Here is a 19,135-nt window from a genome sequence, read left to right on the forward strand (position 1 = left end):
ATCAAACAACCAATGAAGAAAGCCCTAAAAATTTTCGGAATACTGATCGTAATTCTTGTTATTGTGATTATAGCCGTTCCCTTTTTATTTAAAGGAACTATAAAAGACAAAATAAAATACCTAGCCAATCAACACATAGAAGCCACTGTAGATTTTAGTGATATAGGGATTAGCTTATTTAGAAGTTTTCCGGATGCTACGGTTACTATCGACGACTTATCTATACTAAATAAAGCCCCATTTGAAGGGGATACTTTAGCTTACGCCAAAAAAGTAACGCTGGATATGTCGATTAACGAATTTTTTAAAGATGCTTCAGAATCCATCAATGTCGAAAAATTCGTTATTGACCAGGCTTACGTTGCAATAAAAACCGATTCCTTAGGCAATAGCAATTATGATATTGTTAAAACATCCGAAAGTGATACAAAAAGTTCTTCAAGCAAAGAAGAATCCGATCCATTTACTTTTGCCCTAGAACATTATGAAATCAACAATAGTAAAGTTCTATATAAAGACGATGTTGGTAAAATGACTTTAGTACTTACCGGACTCAACCATACTGGTGACGGTACTGTATCCGGAGAAAAAGTGATCTTAAATACAAAATCAGATACTGAAATTACTTTTGTGTTTAACGGAACCAATTATTTGGATAAAAACAAACTTGCCTTGGATGCAGCATTAGAATTGGATCTCGACCAGCAACGCTATTCCTTTTTAGATAATAAAGCCTTAGTAAATCAGCTCCCGCTAGAGTTTCAAGGATATGTACAACTTTTTGAAGATTACACGGATGTAGACCTCAGCTTTAAAACACCAGACTCTGATTTCAAAAACTTTTTAGCCGTTATACCTGCGGCCTATTCTAAAAATATCGAAAACGTACAAACGACAGGTAACTTTATGGTAGATGGTAAAATACAAGGCAAAGTCGATGATACGTATATTCCTAAAATGGATATCAATGTGCGTTCAAACAATGCTTCCTTTAAATATCCAGATTTGCCTAAAAGTGTATCTGAGATTGTCATCAATACCGCGCTAAAAAATGAAACTGGCTTAGTAGATGACACTTACTTAAAAATAGAAAATCTAAATTTTAAAATCGATCAGGACGTCTTTAATGCTAAAGGTCTATTCAAAAATCTTACAGGCAATACCGTTGTTGACTTGGCAATTAATGGTACATTAAATCTAGCCAACTTAAAAAAAGCATACCCTATCGATTTAGAACAAGAGCTAAACGGTATTCTAAAAGCAAATATCAACACACATTTTGATTTAGAATCTTTAGAGAAAGAACAATACCAAAATGTAAGAAGCACAGGAGTAGCAAGCATCACCAATTTTAGTTATCAAACACCAGAATTGCCCAACGAACTAAAGATAAGCAATGCTAGAGTTGATTTTAAGCCTGGTACAATTACCCTGCAAGAAATGAAAGCTACTACTGGACAATCCGATATCGCGGCCCAAGGAAAAATTACCAATTTTATGGGGTTTCTTTTTGCTAAACAAAACCTCAAAGGAGATTTTGTAGCTAATTCCAATAAATTTGTGGTTAATGATTTTATGACTGCTACAGCTGAAACTCCTGAAAAGAATACTACTACAACTGACAAAACGGAAAGCACCGCAGAAGAATCCATAAAAATACCATCATTTTTGGATGCAAACTTAGCTTTCGATGCTAAGAAAGTACAATACGATAATATCGAATTACAAAACACTAAGGGTAGCGTAAAAATTAAGGATGAAACTGCTTACCTAACTAATGTTACTTCTGATCTTTTTGGCGGAGGATTAGGGTTTAGCGGAAAAGTATCCACGAAATCAGCTACACCTACCTTTGGGATGAATTTAGACCTATCTAAAATTGATATTGTACAATCCTTCAATCAGATGGAATTGCTAAAAGGTCTAGCCCCAATTGCAAGAGGACTTACTGGATTACTAAGTACTCAATTATCGCTGGATGGAGATTTATCAAAAGACCTAACCCCAGTACTTACCTCCTTAAAAGGAAACGCACTGGCTGAGTTGTTAAACGCTAAGGTAAATGCCAATGCTACACCTTTAATTTCAAAATTGAATAACAACATAAACTTCTTAGATCTCGATAATCTTGATCTTAAAGATATCAAAACCAAATTGAATTTTGAAAACGGCAACATCAATGTACAGCCCTTTTCATTTAATGTTAAAGACATTAAAGTAACTACTAGTGGTAGCCATAGCTTTTCTAGCGAAATGAATTATAAGGTTTCTTTAGATGTTCCTGCAAAATATTTAGGTAATGAAGCCAGCTCTTTGTTGGCAAAACTTAGCAGTCAGGAAATAGAAAACACCACAGTACCCTTACCCATCAATATTTCTGGTAACTATACCAATCCCAAGATTGATGTGCAAACAAAAGCTGCTATTGCTAACCTTAGCCAACAAATTATCGCTACTCAAAAACAAAAAGCTAAAGATAAAATCACAGAAACAGGAAAAGAAGTGCTAGGCGGTTTACTTGGTGGCAACAAGGAACAAACAAAGGATAGCACAAATACTACCACTACAAAAAATACTACCGAAGACGCTATAAAAGATGCAGCAAAAGATGTATTAGGAGGATTATTAGGTAAGAAAAAGAAGAAAAAAGATACTACAAAAAGCGGCAATTAAATCATTGATTATTTTATAAATCAAAAAGGAAGCTTGTTTTTACGGCTTCCTTTTTTTGTTTATACGGCTTAACCATAAAATCTAAAAAATACAGTAAAAACCTTATCATTAGTGCAATAGATTTGTTTAAGTTGAGTTAACTTTTTAGTAAAACTATTACTGTAAAGCGAATTGTTTTTAGTTAATAATTTTATACCCTAACCGTTAATACCCCATAAAAATGAAGCTATCTATTTCCCTTCAGATTGCACTTCTTGTCTTTTTATTCCCTGTTTTGATCTTTTCACAAAGTGAGATGGCAACTAATGATTTAAAATGGATGAAAAACTGGACAAATTTTGACCCTAGTGAGACTTATTATCCAGAAGCAGATAAAAAATTACCTAACGTCATCGATAAAGACACGTATCTCAATAACAGTTCTGTATATCTTTTATCTGGAAATACCTATGTAACCAACAATGCTAAACTAACCATTGAAGAAGGTACCATCATTAGATGTGATCGCGACAATCCTAGCAGTTTAATTGTAACCAAAGGCGCAACCTTGATAGCGAGAGGTTCCTATACCAAACCGATAGTTTTCACCTCCAATCAAACTGAAAAATCAAGGAAACCGGGAGATTGGGGTGGTATTAGCATTGCAGGGGGAGGATCCACAAACACCCTTTCAGGTATGGGGCGCATTGAAGGTGATTTTAATCCGATACTCTCAGGCTATGGTGGAAATACTGCGGATGAGATAACCACTATTCTGTCGTATATACGTATTGAGTATGCAGGTAAAAAAATAAACAGATCCAAGGAGCTCAATGGACTTTCCTTATACGCTCTCGGTAAAAATTCGATAATCAGTAATATTATGGTAAGCTATTCGGCAGATGACTCCTACGAATTTTTTGGTGGCAATGCAGAGCTAAGTAATCTTATTTCTTTTAAAGCTAAGGATGATGATTTTGATTTTACAGAAGGGTTTCAAGGTAATCTTACTAATATAGTAGCCATTCGTCATCCGTATATCTCTGACACCAGTGGATCCTATGCCATTGAAATCGATGGATATACCGAAGGCAAAGGTGTTCGTTCCATATCGAGCTTATCCAAGGTAAGTATAGATGGAGGTTATCTCATCAGCCTATCTGAACAAGATAATTATCAATACACAGTTGCCGCCATTTCTGCCAAATATCGTGGTCAGTTGACCTTGACAAACTCCCGAATATCAGGATTTGCCAATATTGTAGCATTTGATGCAAGCTATAGTAATGCCACGGAAATAAAAAACGCATTTACCTTAGAAAACAGCGTCTTTAATGTACACGGTGAAGCCATCCAAACCGCTTTAGGCAATAATGCAACCTTACAAAATTTAGTAAAGTATAATATGTACACCAATCATTTTAAAGAAGTTACCGATTTCTTTTCGGATCCAATGAATAAACACCTGCCAGATTTTTCATTGAAAGATAATCTTGGCAACTATACCGTAATGCATTAATCTAATTTTTAAAACACTAATCCTACATACAATGAAAATCAAATTATTTTCCTTTTTACTAGTTATAATCTCTTTTTCAGCTTTTTCACAATCCAAAAAAAATATTTTTTTTGATCAAAAAACATTAATCACCAAATTTCACACTATTGGTGAGCTTGAAAATCTTAAAAAAGGGGAACTTATTAAACTGTATTCGGAGCGTGTAAAGGAAATAATGATTGTACTACCCTACATTGCCCTAACCAATGAAGCTGGAGTTTCCTTACAAGATGTAGGTATCAAAGAAGAGTCAGACAATATTAAAGTATTGGACAAGCACCACGACGCTGTTCTCGATGCCTTTGAAAATACGCAGGAGTTAGTAACAGAATTGATCCCCTATGCAGATACCGAAAATATAGTCTCTTCTATTCTTTATTTCGAAGAAATTATTAAAAAGGTAAGAATTGGTGTCGACGAAGGTTTTTAGCTTTCCACTAAACTCAACAAAACAACCTCCTAAGTGAGGTTTTTTTTAGCTACAAACAAACGGTACATCAAAATATATAGATTAAAAGCATTTTAGATCGCCAAAAAACATACATAAATCAGCCAAACAATTAAGGTAAAGCACTCAAAAGTGTACTATTTTTAATGAACTCGATAATAATCTCTAAAATAGTCTTCTGCAGTTAAAATCCTGAAATACAATTTAATAATTTCATATTTGTAGTATTTATACTACAAAATTTATGCTAAAAAATGCCAAAATATCGGTAAACGTATAAATTTTGCGGAAAACCCGTAACCAACTTTGGCGAAAGTATTATAATTTAGCATCTAATAACGAACAAGAAAGAAAATTCTTTCTACCCCCCGAACCCCAAAATAGACTATAAGATGAAAAAACTATTATGCTTTTGTTTACTGATTATTATTACAATTTCTTCAATTAAACCACAAAGCTTTAATCAAAACACTCTTGGTTGGGCCAAAGAATGGACTAATTTTAATCCAAATGAGACCGTTTATCCTAAAGCTGAAGAACAGTTACCCAATTTAATCACCGAAGACACGTATTTAAGTAGTGAAGTCACTTACTTTATGACTGGAGATGTATATGTAGTAGAAAATGCTACATTGACTATTGAGCAAGGAACCGTTATACGATGCGATCATTTGAAACCTGCTAATTTAATCGTTACACAAGGTTCTAAATTAATAGCATCGGGTTCTGCGACGCAACCAATTGTATTTACTTCCAACAAAGAAGCTAAGTCGAGAGCTGCAGGAGACTGGGGAGGAATTAAAATCGCAGGATCAGGTACAGTGAATACCGTAACAGGAACCGGAACGTTTAAAGGTAAGTTTAATCCAAGGTATACCATTTATGGTGGTACTAATGATATAGAGCAAACTACTATTTTACAATACGTTCGTGTAGAGTTTAGCGGAAATAAAGCAAAGGGTACAGAAGACACTAACGGACTATCCCTATATGGTTTAGGAAGATACTCGATAATAGATAACATTCAGGTTAGTTATTCTGCACAAGACTCGTTTAGTTGGTTTGGTGGTATCCATAATATGAAAAACCTAATCTCCTATAAAGCAGAAGATGATGATTTTCAATTTGCTGAAGGGTTTAAAGGTGATATTACCAATGTAATGGCGGTTAGACATCCCTTAGTGAATAGTCCTAAAGGGTCTTATGCTATAGAAATTGAAGGGAACACCAAAGAGTTTGGTTACATTAATGAACAAGAGTTAACAGATGTAGTATTCTCAGATGCGATTTTTGTAAACTTAGCAGACAAACGTAATTACGAACATACTTCCCCTGCAATCTCAGCTAAGAATAAAGGAAGACTATATTTACACAAATGTAAGATATCTGGTTTCTCCGATGTGATTGAATTTGATGACTCTTATACTTCTTTAGCTGTTATAGAGCAATCTTTCAATATGGATCATAGTTTCTACAATATTCACGGAGAAGGTGTCAAGGTACAGTTCAAACCATTTGATAGTACCATGGAAGTTTTAAAATTCAATAGATTTACAGAAGGCTTTGTTGCCTACGATGATTTATTCACCGATCCAGAGAATACTGTTGCACCAAACTTTGCACTTAAGAAATCACTGAATGACTACTTAGTGATGCAATAACCATTCATCTATAAGAATTGACGATTTACTAGTCACTTCATTGGTAGCACAACAACGCTCCCACAGTGGCAATCGTAATAAAAGACAAACGTACTTGCACTTCCATTTCTGAATAAAAGTGTAAGTACTACAACGAATTTAAAAGCAGTATAGCTAATTGCTATATTATTTATTGATTAGGGTGAGAAAGCGGCAAATGAACTTTGCCGCTTTTTTTATTCAAGATCATCTGCTGTTTTTGCAATCGATAGGTATTCAGAATTTTAATGGTTAAAAATAGATTTATTTTAGTCAGTTTTCTAAAAAAGTATATTTTTGCACTCTACCCTTATCCCAAAATATCAAAGAGTTATGAATAATAAGATAGTAAAACTTAAGGCATTTAACCTTCAGGAAATGTTACTTGTTTTGGCGATAATTGGAATATTATTATTAATTGCCTTACCTAATTTTTTGCCATTGATCGCACAAACTAAAGCGCAAGAGGCTAAAATACAGCTCAAAACGATTAGCAATATGCAAACCCAATATCGCTATTTAAATTCAAAATACAGTTTAGATTTTAATGACATAAACTACGAAGCTCCCACTACTGTTAAAGATGGTGGTTCTGCCAATTATAGTTATGAAATTATAGAAGCTGGATTATCCAATTTTAAAGTACGAGCGACTGCTGTAGTAGACTTTGATGGCGACGGCGTCTTTAATGTATGGGAAATTGATGAGAATGGATCACCAAAACAAATCACCAAGGACTAAATGGACAACATACTACATACCGTTGTAGTAATAAGCTTGCTTTGTATTGTTTATCAAGATATTCAATACCGAGCAGTCTACTGGTTTTTATTTCCTATTATTATCATCGGATCAGGAATTCTTCATTATACCCATACGATGGATTTCTACTTCTATACATCTACATTATTAAATAGTATATTAGTACTTAGCATACTAACCATACTGTTTCTATATAATCGAATTATAGTTAAAAAATCTTTTTTCAAAGAAGTATTTGGTTTAGGGGATGTCTTATTTTTTGTGGCACTTGCAGTAGCTTTTCCAACAATTACCTTTATTATTATCTTTTGTTTCGCATTATTCTTTAGTATGCTTGTTTGGTTAATTTTTCGTAAAAAAGCCAAACATAATACGGTACCCCTTGCTGGGTACATGGCCTTGTTTTTGACCGGTGTATATACAATGAGCTGGTTAACTAAAACTGGTAATCTATATATGATCTAATGAGTAATATGAACTACGACATAGCAGTAAATCTTAAACAGTTGGTAAGTTCAAACCAGGCGTTTCATTACAGGATTGTGCCTATTAGGCAAGAAGGAGATACTATTGTATTTAAAACAGATGCAGAAGAAAAAGAACCCTTGGTCAAGGAATTGACTATAGTACTAAACAAAAAGATTGTATTAGAGCTGGATACAAAAGAAAATATAGATTCTTATCTTACTTATAATTATCGGAAGACAGCTGCAAATCAGGAAAAATTAAACTACGAAGCTAACTTTTTGCAAAAATTAATTACTACTGCCAAAGATTTTGGAAGTAGTGATATTCATATGGAACCTTATGATAACTTTTGTAGGGTTAGATTTAGGTTAGATGGAAAATTAAAAGAACAATATACGGTATCAAAAAAAGAATACCCTCAATTAGTAAATCAAATTAAAATCCAATCAGGACTTGATATTTCGCAAAAACGATTGGCACAAGACGGTAGAATTACCTTTAAATTAAAGAATGAAGAGTTCGACATCCGGGTCTCTACGATGCCTACCCTATATGGCGAAAAAATAGTATTGCGATTATTAAACCGAGACACTCAAGATGTAACCCTAACCGATTTGGGGTTTACAGATCAAGAACTTCAACTATATAAAGAAGCAGTTAAAAAACCTCAGGGTATTATTTTAATATCGGGACCTACAGGATCAGGTAAGACCACAACGCTCTATGCTACACTAAAGGAACTCAATAAAGAAACTTCGAATATTTTAACCATAGAAGACCCTATTGAATATACCTTAGAAGGCATCAACCAGGTTCAACTAAGAGAAGATATTGAATTTGATTTTCCTGCTGCATTACGTGCTTTTTTAAGGCAGGACCCAGACATAATCATGGTCGGTGAGATACGCGATGATAAAACTGCAAATATGGCGATTAAAGCAGCACTAACAGGTCATTTGGTGCTTTCAACGATACACACTAATTCTGCCTGGGCCACAATTTCTCGTCTGATTGATATGAATGTACCGCCCTTCCTGATCGCTAGTACGCTTACCATGAGCATTGCACAACGATTAGTAAGAAAGTTATGTCCGCAGTGTAAATCCGAGGCTCCAGCGCTACCAGATGATTTTCCTTTAAATTTTGAGATACCCGAAGATTTAAAAACCCATTATAAAGCAAAAGGCTGCAACCAATGTTACCATACCGGTTATCTCGGCAGAAAAGCAATATATGAGCTGGTACCGATCACTAATGCACTAGAAACAGCTATACGCCATAATGAGCTTGAAATTGATGCCTATATAGCAACGCATAATATAAAAACACTAAAGGCAAATGCCATAAGGTTAGTCAAACAAGGAATTACCTCTGCAGAGGAAGTATACCCCTTATTAGCCCGGGATTAACCCTACCAATGATACAACGATATATGAAAAAAATAACACTTATACTGCTAACCCTACTACTTCTTGGAATCGGAGCTTACGGTCAAGAAGGTCAATACGACCCTAATAAGGAAGCCACTAGGATAGCTAACATAGAAAACAAGCTCGAATCCTTGATCGTGGATATTCCACAATTGGGAGAAAAGCTGAATGTAAAAATCTCGAACACCTCTCTAACTAATTTTCTAAGAGCGGTAGCACAATTGCATCAAATTAATTTAAATGTTGCCAACGAGTTGAATTCCATCAACTTCATTAACAACTTTAATGATGTAACGATTAAGGAACTTTTAGTGTTTTTAGCCAAGGAACATCAATTAGCTCTAGAGACTACTGGTAATATCATAAGTATAAAACGCTACACGCCACCGACACCCGATCCAGTTGAAAAAGATATACAAGTTGAATATGATCTAACAGCGGAGTTACTTTCTACAGACTTACGCAACGATCCTCTACCCAAAGTATTTCGGAAAATCACGGAAACATCCGGGAAAAATCTCTTATTCAGCCCAGAATTAAGCAACAAATCGCTAACCCTATTTATTAGTAAGGTTCCTTTTGATATTGCGATGAAGAAATTAGCAGAGGCAAATAATCTGGATTATACAAAAACCAGGGATGGATTTTATGAGTTCAGTTCATTTCCTGGTATGACGGAAGGTACTGCCAATACACGTATCCGAAGAAACCGATCTGATTTTTATTACAAGGTAATCGACACGATAAACCGAGTCATTACGGTCGACTTTAAAAACACCCAAATCAGTGAAGTCATTGAAAACCTTACAGAGGATCTGGATTTGGATGTGTTTACAGCTTCTCCCTTAGAAAATGCGGGTACAGTAACCGTTAAAGCAGAAGCCATCAGTTTTGATGACCTATTGATAAAAATGTTTGAAAGTAATAGTACTGCATCAAGCCCTACAAATTCCCCACAAAATTCTAGAAATACCACTCAACCTGGAGTGCCCACAAGTGCAGTAAGCAATGCTTTTACTTTCAAAAAAGAGAACAACGTATATTATTTTGGTACGGAAGACCAATTAACGGTCAAAAAAATTGAACTCGTACAAATGATGCACCGTTCCATAGCAATGTTAGGAGACGCTAATCCTTCCACCTCTTATGGCAATAGTTTTGGAGGGCAAAATTTCAACTCAGGCGGCACTAATTTCTTTGGTAATGGACCAACCAACGGAATTAACCAAACCAGTGGATTAACCAATAGCAGAAACACCACTAATACCAATTCCAGATTTACTCAAAATACCAGAAGCTCCAATACTGCAGATACCTCAGTAGGGTCGATATCGGATATTTTTCCTGCAGATGTGATTGCCGGATTAGATATAAAAATAGATACCGAGCTTAATAGTTTTGTAGTCAGTGGACCTGGAGCCCGAGTAGAAAAATTCAAAAAATTCATCTCGTATATCGATAAACCCGTGCCTCTGATTCTTATTGAGGTAATGATCTTAGAGGTAAACAGAACTGCTACTTTGGAAACTGGAGTAGAATTCGGAATTGGTAGCGAGCCATCTAAGACAGAGGGCGTATCTTTCCCTGATTCAAATATTAGATTAGGTGCAGAAACCGTTAACCGCATCATTGGTGGGTTTGATGGATTTGGATCTTTAAATATTGGAAATGTAGTGCCCAATTTCTATTTAGATATCAAAGCCATGGAAGCTAATGGGAATGTAAAAATATTATCCACACCAAAGCTCAGTACCTTAAATGGCCATAAAGCCTATTTGTCAAGTGGACAAACGACCTATTACGAGGTAGTCAGTCAAAACATATTTGGCTCTCAAAATCCACAAACTTCTGAGATCGTTAATTACCAGCCAATTGATGCTGAGCTAGCCTTGGAATTTAAACCCTTTGTAGCAGGTGATGGACAAATTACTCTGGATATACAGGTTATCCAATCAAACTTTAGTGGCGAGCGTATAGCAGAAGGCGCTCCCCCAGATATCAACAGTAGACGATTTTCATCTATTATGCGGATGCAGGCTAATGATGTAGCAATTCTGGGCGGCATCGAACAGAAAATAAAAAACGACTCCGGATCCGGTGTCCCTTTCTTAGCAAGAATACCGATCATCAAATGGTTTTTTAGCAAACGCGTACGCGAGGATACCAAAAGAAGGCTGAACGTAATAATCAAACCCACAGTATTCTATTAAGAATTTAGCGAAATGCTATTCAACCAACATGTATGAAAATACCCTTTCTTAACAACATACTAAAGAAAAAGTATACCGCTGTGGCCTATACCCGCCGTCCGGAAGGAACACCTATAGGTATTGGCGTGCAAATTCAGTTGAAAAAAGACGAGGTTGATATCACCGATACCTTTATTTTTGAGGCAAAGGATATCGCTGCTAAGCACTTAAAGGGACAAGAAATCGAATTGATCATAGATGACGATAATATCCTTTCTAAATCCGTTACCTCTAATGACGATGATCAGGATAGTGTTGCACAAACCTACCCTAATTTAAATACCGAAGATTTTTATGTTCAGGTGCTTCGTACTGCGGATAATGCCTTTGTTGCCGTTTGCCGCAAAAGCTATGTCAATGAACTCATTGCCCATTTTGCGGAGTTTGGGGTTGCCGTAACGGCAGTTCATCTCGGTGCGTTGCAGTTAGCTGTGTTAGGAAAGCATCTTAATGAAACAACAGTTGCATCCTATAACAAAATTGCATTATTCGACAATGAAGAACTAGTCACCCTACAACCTCAGGAACTCAAGGCTGAGAAAATTTATAGATTGCAAGGAATGTACTTAGATGCTACCTACGCCCTACCCTTTGCTACCTTGCTCAACGGTCTCACCCAACAGATTGAATTTAGTGGCAACCTTATTGAAAAAAATCAGGCGCTAGCAAAAGAAACCAAAGAAAAAAACTTTTTTAAAAAAGCATTACAATTCGGACTTGGGGCATTACTACTGGCGCTCACCATCAATTTTTTAATGTTCAATGCCAAGTACAAAAAATCCCAGGCGTTACAAGAAGAATTACAGGTAATCACATCGCAAACCAAAAGCAGTAAACAGCAACAAGAAGCCGTAGCCAAAAAAGAAGCCATTGTAACCAGTATTTTAAATACCGGATACTCCAAGAGTTCCTGGTACACGGATCAGGTGATCAAACGATTACCAACTACGATTCAGTTAAACTCCTTTAACTACCAACCGCTGTTAAGAACCATCCGACCGGATAAGTCGATAACGGTGCAAAACAATACTATCGAAATTTCAGGTAGTACCATCGATAAAGAATCATTTACCAGCTGGCTTCATCAAATCGAACAATTAGCTTTTGTGGATCAGCTCATCACCAAAGAATATAGCGAAAATAGTACGAACAAGGCTTCCTTTGCCATTGAGATAAGGATAAAAGATGACCCAGAAGAATAAAAATATACTACTAGTTGCAGGGCTACTACTACTATGGGGAATTGCCTATATATTTGGTTTTTCCAAAACCATAGCGTTGAGTACTCATATCAATGAGTTACAACAGCAAAAAAAAATCCATCAATCAGCGCCAGCACAATTGGCTGCTTTAGCTAAAAAAGAAAAGCAGCTCGATGCGATTTTGGCCAAAAACAAGGTAGCCGGCAGCTCTATCCAAAATAATTTGCTCAAAACACTGCAGGAGGTATCAGAAGCGACATCGGTTATGGTGGTAAATTTTGACACCCCCCATATCCTTACGGATACTGAGACCAACAAAGTGACTACTACCTATCAGTTTACCTTAGAGGGCGATTACAAATCCTTGCGAAATGTAATTTACGCCTTAGAGCAACAATACAGTTTTGGTAATATCATCCACGCACATTTTGAAAAACAAAAAAACTATCGCACCCGAGTTACTTACTTGCAATGCAAGCTGTTAGTGCAACGCGTTAATTAAAGCGTAAGACTTTTACCTAAGCTTACTCTAAAAACAGACAAAAACCTACCATACATCTATTATAATTGGCTACTTATCGATTTTTTTTAATATTTCCTTAACAAACCCGCTAAATAGTTGCGGTTTTACCCTCGCTGTTTTATTTTTGCGCCTTTCTTAATTCGCCCCGGAATGATGAAATACGCAAGTAAAACTTCCCTGTTTCTTGTAACAAAAACAGCTTCAAAATCAACTTTATATGTACATAAAGGCAAGAACCCTATGTTAAATTTTAAAAATCGGGGTAACGTTATTTGATGTCGCGACACATAATACTAAAACTATTAATAATAAATAATCAGTTACAATTTCCATCTCAAATGAAACAATTTTTAACACTACTAACGCTTTTAATCTTAACCCCTACTTTTGGTCAAGTAAGCAATAACACTTCTACGGGAAGAGTAGATGAAATCACCACGGATTTTATATTTAAAATTCAGGATGGAACGTGGAATAGACCACTCATTGAATCACGATATGTTAGCGGAATAGGAGATTACTTTACATTAAAGCACGGAGGAAACAATACTGAAGAAAATACCTTTGGATTTAGGATTAGCGACGGATACGGTTTTGATTTTGGAAAAAATGATTTTAACGAGTCTTTGCTTAAAATAAAAACCAATGGACACGTAGGGATTGGTACTTCTAACCCTGCAGCTAAATTAGAAGTACGTTCATCTAACAATCTACGGATTTGGATGAACAGAGATAATCAATCCTCCATATCATTTGTACCGAATAATGGTAACTCTATTTTTCATATCAACCACGGGTTAAACAATGACCTTCATTTTTCTCAAGGCGGTACAGTAGGTGCAACGAGTATTATGACACTTAAAAATATGGGTAACGTAGGTATTGGTACTACTTCACCAAATGATAAACTTGAGGTCATTGGTAATGTGCGTAGTAGTTCTAAATTTGTAGTAACTGGGATAGGTGCTTTAGAAAAAAATAATTCTGATTTTAGACTTTGGTCAGTTAATAAAATGAATTTTGGTTCAGGTATTTCTAATACTCATATGACCATTAACACCAATGGGTTTATAGGAATTGGAACCGTTACCCCTGAAGAAAACTTACACTTAAAGGGGACTGCTAGTATAGATGGTGACATTGGAGAAATAACTACAGGAGGACATTGGCAACAGGGCAAGCATACCTTGGAGTTACAAAATAGGGATGCTGGGGATGTTGTGCTATCATTCCACAGAGCAGGGCATACCAATGCTGCTATAAAACATCCTACTACAGGTGGTCTTATTTTTTCAGCGACTGGTGGGTTTGATCAAAACCATATGTATCTCAAAACAAATGGTTATTTAGGCATCGGCACCACCAACCCAGACGCCAAACTCACCGTAAAAGGAAACATCCACGCCGAAGAGGTAAAAATAGACCTTTCCGTACCAGCACCGGACTATGTATTTACCAAAGACTACGATCTATTAACTATCGAAGAAGTACAACAACACATTACCGAAAAAGGTCATTTACCAAATGTCCCTTCAGCCCAAGAGCTAGAAACTAATGGCGTGGAACTAGGGGTGATGAATATGAAACTTTTAGAAAAGATTGAGGAACTGACGTTGTACACCATTGCCCAAGAGCAAAAAATAGCAGAACAGCAAAAAAAGATTGAGAAACTGGAGCAACAAGAAGAAAAAATTAAAGAATTGGAACAAAAACTAAACACGCTGTTAAAATCAAAATAATTATCTGAATGAAAAAATACTTCTCATTATTAATGGTGTTCGTCTCAATCTCAGTTTTTGGGCAAGACACTTCCTTTGATAATCTTAATGCAAATTTTGGCATCAGCAAGTCTATTCTCTGGTATAGCTCAAGTTACGGTTCAGGATTTGGTCATAGAATAATCAATTCCGATCCTGGAGGACAAACCTTACTAAACTTTCAAGGAAGACATAACAGTGGTACTTGGAGCAATATTATGTCTATGACTTCTAATGGCAAAGTAGGTATTGGTACTGATAGCCCTCAAGCCAAATTGGACATAGTAAGTGCGGGCACAATTGGCGGCAATTGGAATCCTTCTGGTAGCTTTTTGAAAATTTCAGATACCGGTAGTTCCTCTTTAATCATGGACTCCAATGAGATTTATGGGAGTGGTACTTTACATATTGGATCTAAAAGTGGAGAAATTGTACGTTTTAGAACGATTACAGAAAACTCAACCAGTGATAAAATGGTCATTGAGGCTAATGGTAACGTTGGTATTGGGACAATGTCCCCCGAAGCTAAATTAGATATTTATGGTGCTAATTCAAGCTCAAATAATCTTATTCTATCTGCAAACTATAAAGATAAATTCAGATGGCGCTTTAATACTTATGACCGTGGGGATGGAATCGACTTAGATATAACTGCTTCTGATAATAGCGATACCGAAGAAGCGGTATTAAAATTATCGAGATCCAATTCAGGGAGACCCGAATTTCAATTGTATAACAACACCTTAGTCGCTAATAATACTAACGTAGGAATCGGAACCAATAACCCCAGTGAAAAACTAGATGTCCTAGGAACTACAAGAAGTAGAAAATTACTTGTAGATGATCCTAATGATGCAACAGATTGGAATAACCTTTGGCAAAGCGGTTTTTATCAAAGCTTTGATGGGGCCAATGTACCCGAATCCAATCAATGGTTTTGGGGTATCAATATGAACCACGGCTCTAATAACCCCGACTACAGGTATAATGGACAATTAATTATCAAAAACCACGCTACAGCTCCTAAAATGTATTTTAGAAGCACCAATAAAGATGGTGTGGGTACCTGGGCAAAGGTAGTCCATAGCGTTGGTAATCAACATATCGATGGTGCACTAGGCATCGGTACCACCAACCCAGACGCTAAACTCACGGTAAAAGGTAATATCCACGCAGAAGAGGTAAAAATCGACTTATCCGTACCTGCACCAGATTATGTATTTACCAAAGAATATGATTTGTTGACTATCGAAGAAGTACAGCAACACATTACCGAAAAAGGACACCTCCCTAATATCCCATCAGCAAAGGAAATGGAAGCCAATGGCGTGGAATTAGGGGTGATGAATATGAAACTTTTAGAAAAGATTGAGGAACTGACGTTATATACTATTGAGCAGCAAAAAAAGATTGAGAAATTGGAGCAACAAGAGGAAAAAATTAAAGAATTAGAACAAAAGTTAAACACGCTATTAAAATCAAAATAAAATTTGGTGATCACCAGTAGGAGCAATAACTCTTTAAAAGACCCAAAAAAATCAATTATGAAAAAGCCTTTATTTCTAGCCCTATTTTTCCTTTCCGTTTTATCTTCCTTTGCGCAAGAATGGACCACCAACGGCAATATGATCTATGCTAATAAGGACTTAGTAAGCATAGGAGCAAATGCTGTACAGGGTACGTATGGCTCCGACGCTTCGGTATTAGAATTAGTAAGCCCTACTACTGGATCTTCTTTATTAGGGTTAGTATCTGGTAATAAGAAATTATTTCTCAGTGTTAGCAGTTTCGGTAATGGATTATACCTTCCGGATAATGAACCATTTAATTTTTCGTACGGTGCCAACTCAGTGTTGAATTTAAATCCTGATGGTAATATAGGGATTGGAACCAATGCGCCTAGTGCAAGATTAGAAGTCAAAGAAAGTGGTACCCTAGGTGGTAACTGGAAACCTCAAAATAGCTTTTTCACCATTTCAGATACCGGTAGTTCCTCTTTGATCATGGACTCCAATGAGATTTATGGGAGTGGTACTTTACATATTGGATCTAAAAGTGGAGAAATTGTACGATTTAGAACGATTACAGAAAATTCAACCAGTGATAAAATGGTCATTGAGGCTAATGGTAACGTTGGTATTGGGACAATGTCCCCCGAAGCTAAATTAGAGGTGAGTGCAGCAAATTCTGGCGATGCAATACTACGCATCGAAGCAGATGAAGACAATAATAATGAATCTGATAACCCCCTAATTGAAATGAGGCAGGATGGTAACCTCGTTGGAGTAAATATTGGTTTTTCTGAAAACTTTGGAGAGAATATTTTTGGTATAGGAGTAAAAAACCCAAATATCGGAGGGAGTAATTGGAACACTATGACTATAAATACTGCCAATGAATTTATAGGTTTAGGCACAAATGCTCCTGAAGAAAAATTACATGTTAAGGGAACGACAAGTATTGACGGTGACATTGGAGAGATAACTAGCGGAGCACATTGGCAACCAGGTAAACATACATTAGAACTACAAAATAGAGACGCTGGTGATGTTGTACTATCATTCCATAGAGCAGGTCATACCAATGCTGCTATAAAGCATCCTACTAGAGGTGGTCTTATTTTTTCTGCTACTGGTGGATTTGATAAAAACCATATGTATCTCAAAACAAATGGTTATCTAGGCATCGGTACCACCAACCCAGACGCTAAACTCACGGTAAAAGGTAATATCCACGCAGAAGAGGTAAAAATCGACTTATCCGTACCTGCACCAGATTATGTATTTACCAAAGAATATGATTTGTTGACTATTGAAGAAGTACAGCAACACATTACCGAAAAAGGGCACTTACCAAATATCCCATCTGCCAAAGAGCTAGAAACCAATGGCGTAGAATTAGGGGTGATGAATATGAAACTTTTAGAAAAGATTGAGGAGCTAACACTCTATACCATTGCACAGGAAAAAGAACTAAACGCGCAACGTAATAAAAATAAAGAGCTAGAAGAACGCTTAGCAAAATTAGAAAAACTTATAACCAAACAATAAACCTCTGACATCCGTCACCCGTCATCGGACATCAGACCAAAACTACAACTATGAACAAATTAGCTTTACCCATTTCAATACTAGCCTTAGCGGCATCCATATTTTCATTTTTCTACCTGCAGTCTTCATCAGACCTGGTATACGTAGATGTCAATAAATTATTAGATGGATATAAGAGAACAAAAATTGTAAAAGCTGAATTCGACGAAAAAGCCAAAACCATGAAAGCCAATGTTGACAGTTTACTGGCTGACTGGCAAAATGAGTTGAAAGCCTATGAAAAAGAACGTAGCGAGCTTTCTAAAAAAGAATTAGAGCTAAAGCAGCAATTGCTTTCTAATAAACAGCAACAAATTAACAATTACCAACAAGCGGTTCAGAAGCAATTGGTAGAAGAAGATAAAAAAGTGACCCAAACGGTAATCAACGACATCAATGATTTTGTCAAAGAATATGGCAAAAAGAAAGGCTATAAAGTCATCTTTGGCGCTACCGGTAACGGAACGATTATGTATGGAGAAAAAGGTGCAGATCTCACCGAAGAGGTGCTGACACAACTCAATGCAGAATTTGAAGGGAAATAAAGTCAGATGACGGGTGACTGAGGTCAGAAGTTAGCAATTAAAATTGTCAGTTCGAGTGTTCCGAATTTCATTCGGAATGTATCGAGAACGATTAAAAACAAAAATAATATTGACAGCATATAAACATTTTATGGCATATGTAACTCTAAGGCTTAACACAGCTACAAAAGTTTTGCTTTTGGCCAGCATAGGAATACTGCTTACCTCCTCCTGCACTACCCAAACCTTTGATAGCACAGAAGCCATGTGGGAGTACCTGAACGATCCCGAAAACGAATACCTCCATCAAAAAACAATTAATGGAGTAGACTTTTCTCTGGTATACAAACCCACCGACCTTTTAGTCCATCAGGAGCTTGGAGCCGATAAAAGTCAAGTTAAAGTTGATAGCCTAAGAGCTAAGTACAGCAAATATTTGTATTTCAATCTATCAATGTCCAAGAACAACCAGGAACTATTGAGCAATGTAGCGGCAGATAAACAGCGATTTGGCGCTATGGTTAACCAATTAGCCTTTAGTATGGATCAAAAAGTGCATCTGTACACCGCTCAAAAAGATACCATCCCTATGGCAGACTTTATATATCCCAGGATGTATGGTATGAGTGGAGCAACCACGATTTTGATCGTATATCCCAGAAAGAATGAAGTAACAAATAGTGAGTTTATGACACTTAGTATAGAGGACCTTGGTTTTTATACCGGAGAGGTAAAATTTAAGATCCCTGCAAAAATATTTAGTAACGAACCAAAATTGAATTTTAACAAATAGT

15 protein-coding genes are annotated in these 19,135 nt (G+C 36.3%); all 15 read left to right on the top strand.

Features of this window, described 5'->3' with window-relative positions; genetic code table 11:
- Nucleotides 1-12: 12 nt before the first annotated feature.
- Nucleotides 13-2,673, top strand: coding sequence for an AsmA family protein (locus EV197_RS14260; protein ID WP_130287467.1), 2,661 nt, complete (start codon nucleotides 13-15; stop codon nucleotides 2,671-2,673).
- Between the two features lie 220 nt (nucleotides 2,674-2,893).
- Nucleotides 2,894-4,171, top strand: coding sequence for a hypothetical protein (locus EV197_RS14265; RefSeq protein ID WP_130287468.1), 1,278 nt, complete (start codon nucleotides 2,894-2,896; stop codon nucleotides 4,169-4,171).
- A 31-nt stretch (nucleotides 4,172-4,202) separates the two neighbouring features.
- Nucleotides 4,203-4,640, top strand: a complete 438-nt coding sequence (locus EV197_RS14270; protein ID WP_130287469.1) for a hypothetical protein — start codon at nucleotides 4,203-4,205, stop codon at nucleotides 4,638-4,640.
- Between the two features lie 410 nt (nucleotides 4,641-5,050).
- Nucleotides 5,051-6,319, top strand: a complete 1,269-nt coding sequence (locus EV197_RS14275; protein WP_130287470.1) for a hypothetical protein — start codon at nucleotides 5,051-5,053, stop codon at nucleotides 6,317-6,319.
- Between the two features lie 351 nt (nucleotides 6,320-6,670).
- A complete protein-coding gene (locus EV197_RS14280; protein WP_130287471.1) occupies nucleotides 6,671-7,078 on the top strand; it encodes a prepilin-type N-terminal cleavage/methylation domain-containing protein in 408 nt (135 codons plus the stop codon).
- Nucleotides 7,079-7,564: a hypothetical protein gene (locus EV197_RS14285; RefSeq protein ID WP_130287472.1), complete on the top strand. Its 486-nt coding sequence runs from the start codon at nucleotides 7,079-7,081 to the stop codon at nucleotides 7,562-7,564.
- 8 nt (nucleotides 7,565-7,572) lie between these two features.
- Entirely contained in the window at nucleotides 7,573-8,976 is a 1,404-nt protein-coding gene (locus EV197_RS14290) for a GspE/PulE family protein (protein WP_423190651.1), read from the top strand.
- A gap of 23 nt (nucleotides 8,977-8,999) precedes the next feature.
- Nucleotides 9,000-11,207, top strand: coding sequence for a type II secretion system protein GspD (locus EV197_RS14295; protein ID WP_130287474.1), 2,208 nt, complete (start codon nucleotides 9,000-9,002; stop codon nucleotides 11,205-11,207).
- 32 nt (nucleotides 11,208-11,239) lie between these two features.
- Nucleotides 11,240-12,448 (top strand): hypothetical protein, encoded by a 1,209-nt coding sequence (locus EV197_RS14300; protein WP_130287475.1) that lies wholly within the window; start codon nucleotides 11,240-11,242, stop codon nucleotides 12,446-12,448.
- Nucleotides 12,432-12,950 carry a hypothetical protein gene (locus tag EV197_RS14305; protein ID WP_130287476.1) on the top strand — a complete coding sequence of 173 codons (519 nt, stop codon included), beginning with the start codon at nucleotides 12,432-12,434 and terminating at the stop codon, nucleotides 12,948-12,950. Before EV197_RS14300 ends, EV197_RS14305 begins: the two co-directional genes overlap by 17 nt.
- Nucleotides 12,951-13,309: 359 nt before the next feature.
- The gene (locus tag EV197_RS14310; protein WP_130287477.1) at nucleotides 13,310-14,710 is read left to right on the top strand and encodes a tail fiber protein; all 1,401 of its coding nucleotides are present in this window, start codon (nucleotides 13,310-13,312) and stop codon (nucleotides 14,708-14,710) included.
- Between the two features lie 8 nt (nucleotides 14,711-14,718).
- Nucleotides 14,719-16,215: a hypothetical protein gene (locus EV197_RS17205; RefSeq protein ID WP_242610744.1), complete on the top strand. Its 1,497-nt coding sequence runs from the start codon at nucleotides 14,719-14,721 to the stop codon at nucleotides 16,213-16,215.
- A 57-nt stretch (nucleotides 16,216-16,272) separates the two neighbouring features.
- On the top strand, nucleotides 16,273-17,778 hold the full coding sequence (locus EV197_RS14325) for a tail fiber protein (RefSeq protein ID WP_130287480.1): 1,506 nt from the start codon (nucleotides 16,273-16,275) through the stop codon (nucleotides 17,776-17,778).
- A 50-nt stretch (nucleotides 17,779-17,828) separates the two neighbouring features.
- Nucleotides 17,829-18,362 carry an OmpH/Skp family outer membrane protein gene (locus tag EV197_RS14330; protein WP_130287481.1) on the top strand — a complete coding sequence of 178 codons (534 nt, stop codon included), beginning with the start codon at nucleotides 17,829-17,831 and terminating at the stop codon, nucleotides 18,360-18,362.
- 109 nt (nucleotides 18,363-18,471) lie between these two features.
- On the top strand, nucleotides 18,472-19,134 hold the full coding sequence (locus EV197_RS14335; RefSeq protein WP_242610745.1) for a hypothetical protein: 663 nt from the start codon (nucleotides 18,472-18,474) through the stop codon (nucleotides 19,132-19,134).
- Nucleotide 19,135: the final 1 nt, after the last annotated feature.

Source organism: Aquimarina brevivitae, assembly GCF_004216895.1.
GTDB classification, from domain to species: domain Bacteria; phylum Bacteroidota; class Bacteroidia; order Flavobacteriales; family Flavobacteriaceae; genus Aquimarina; species Aquimarina brevivitae.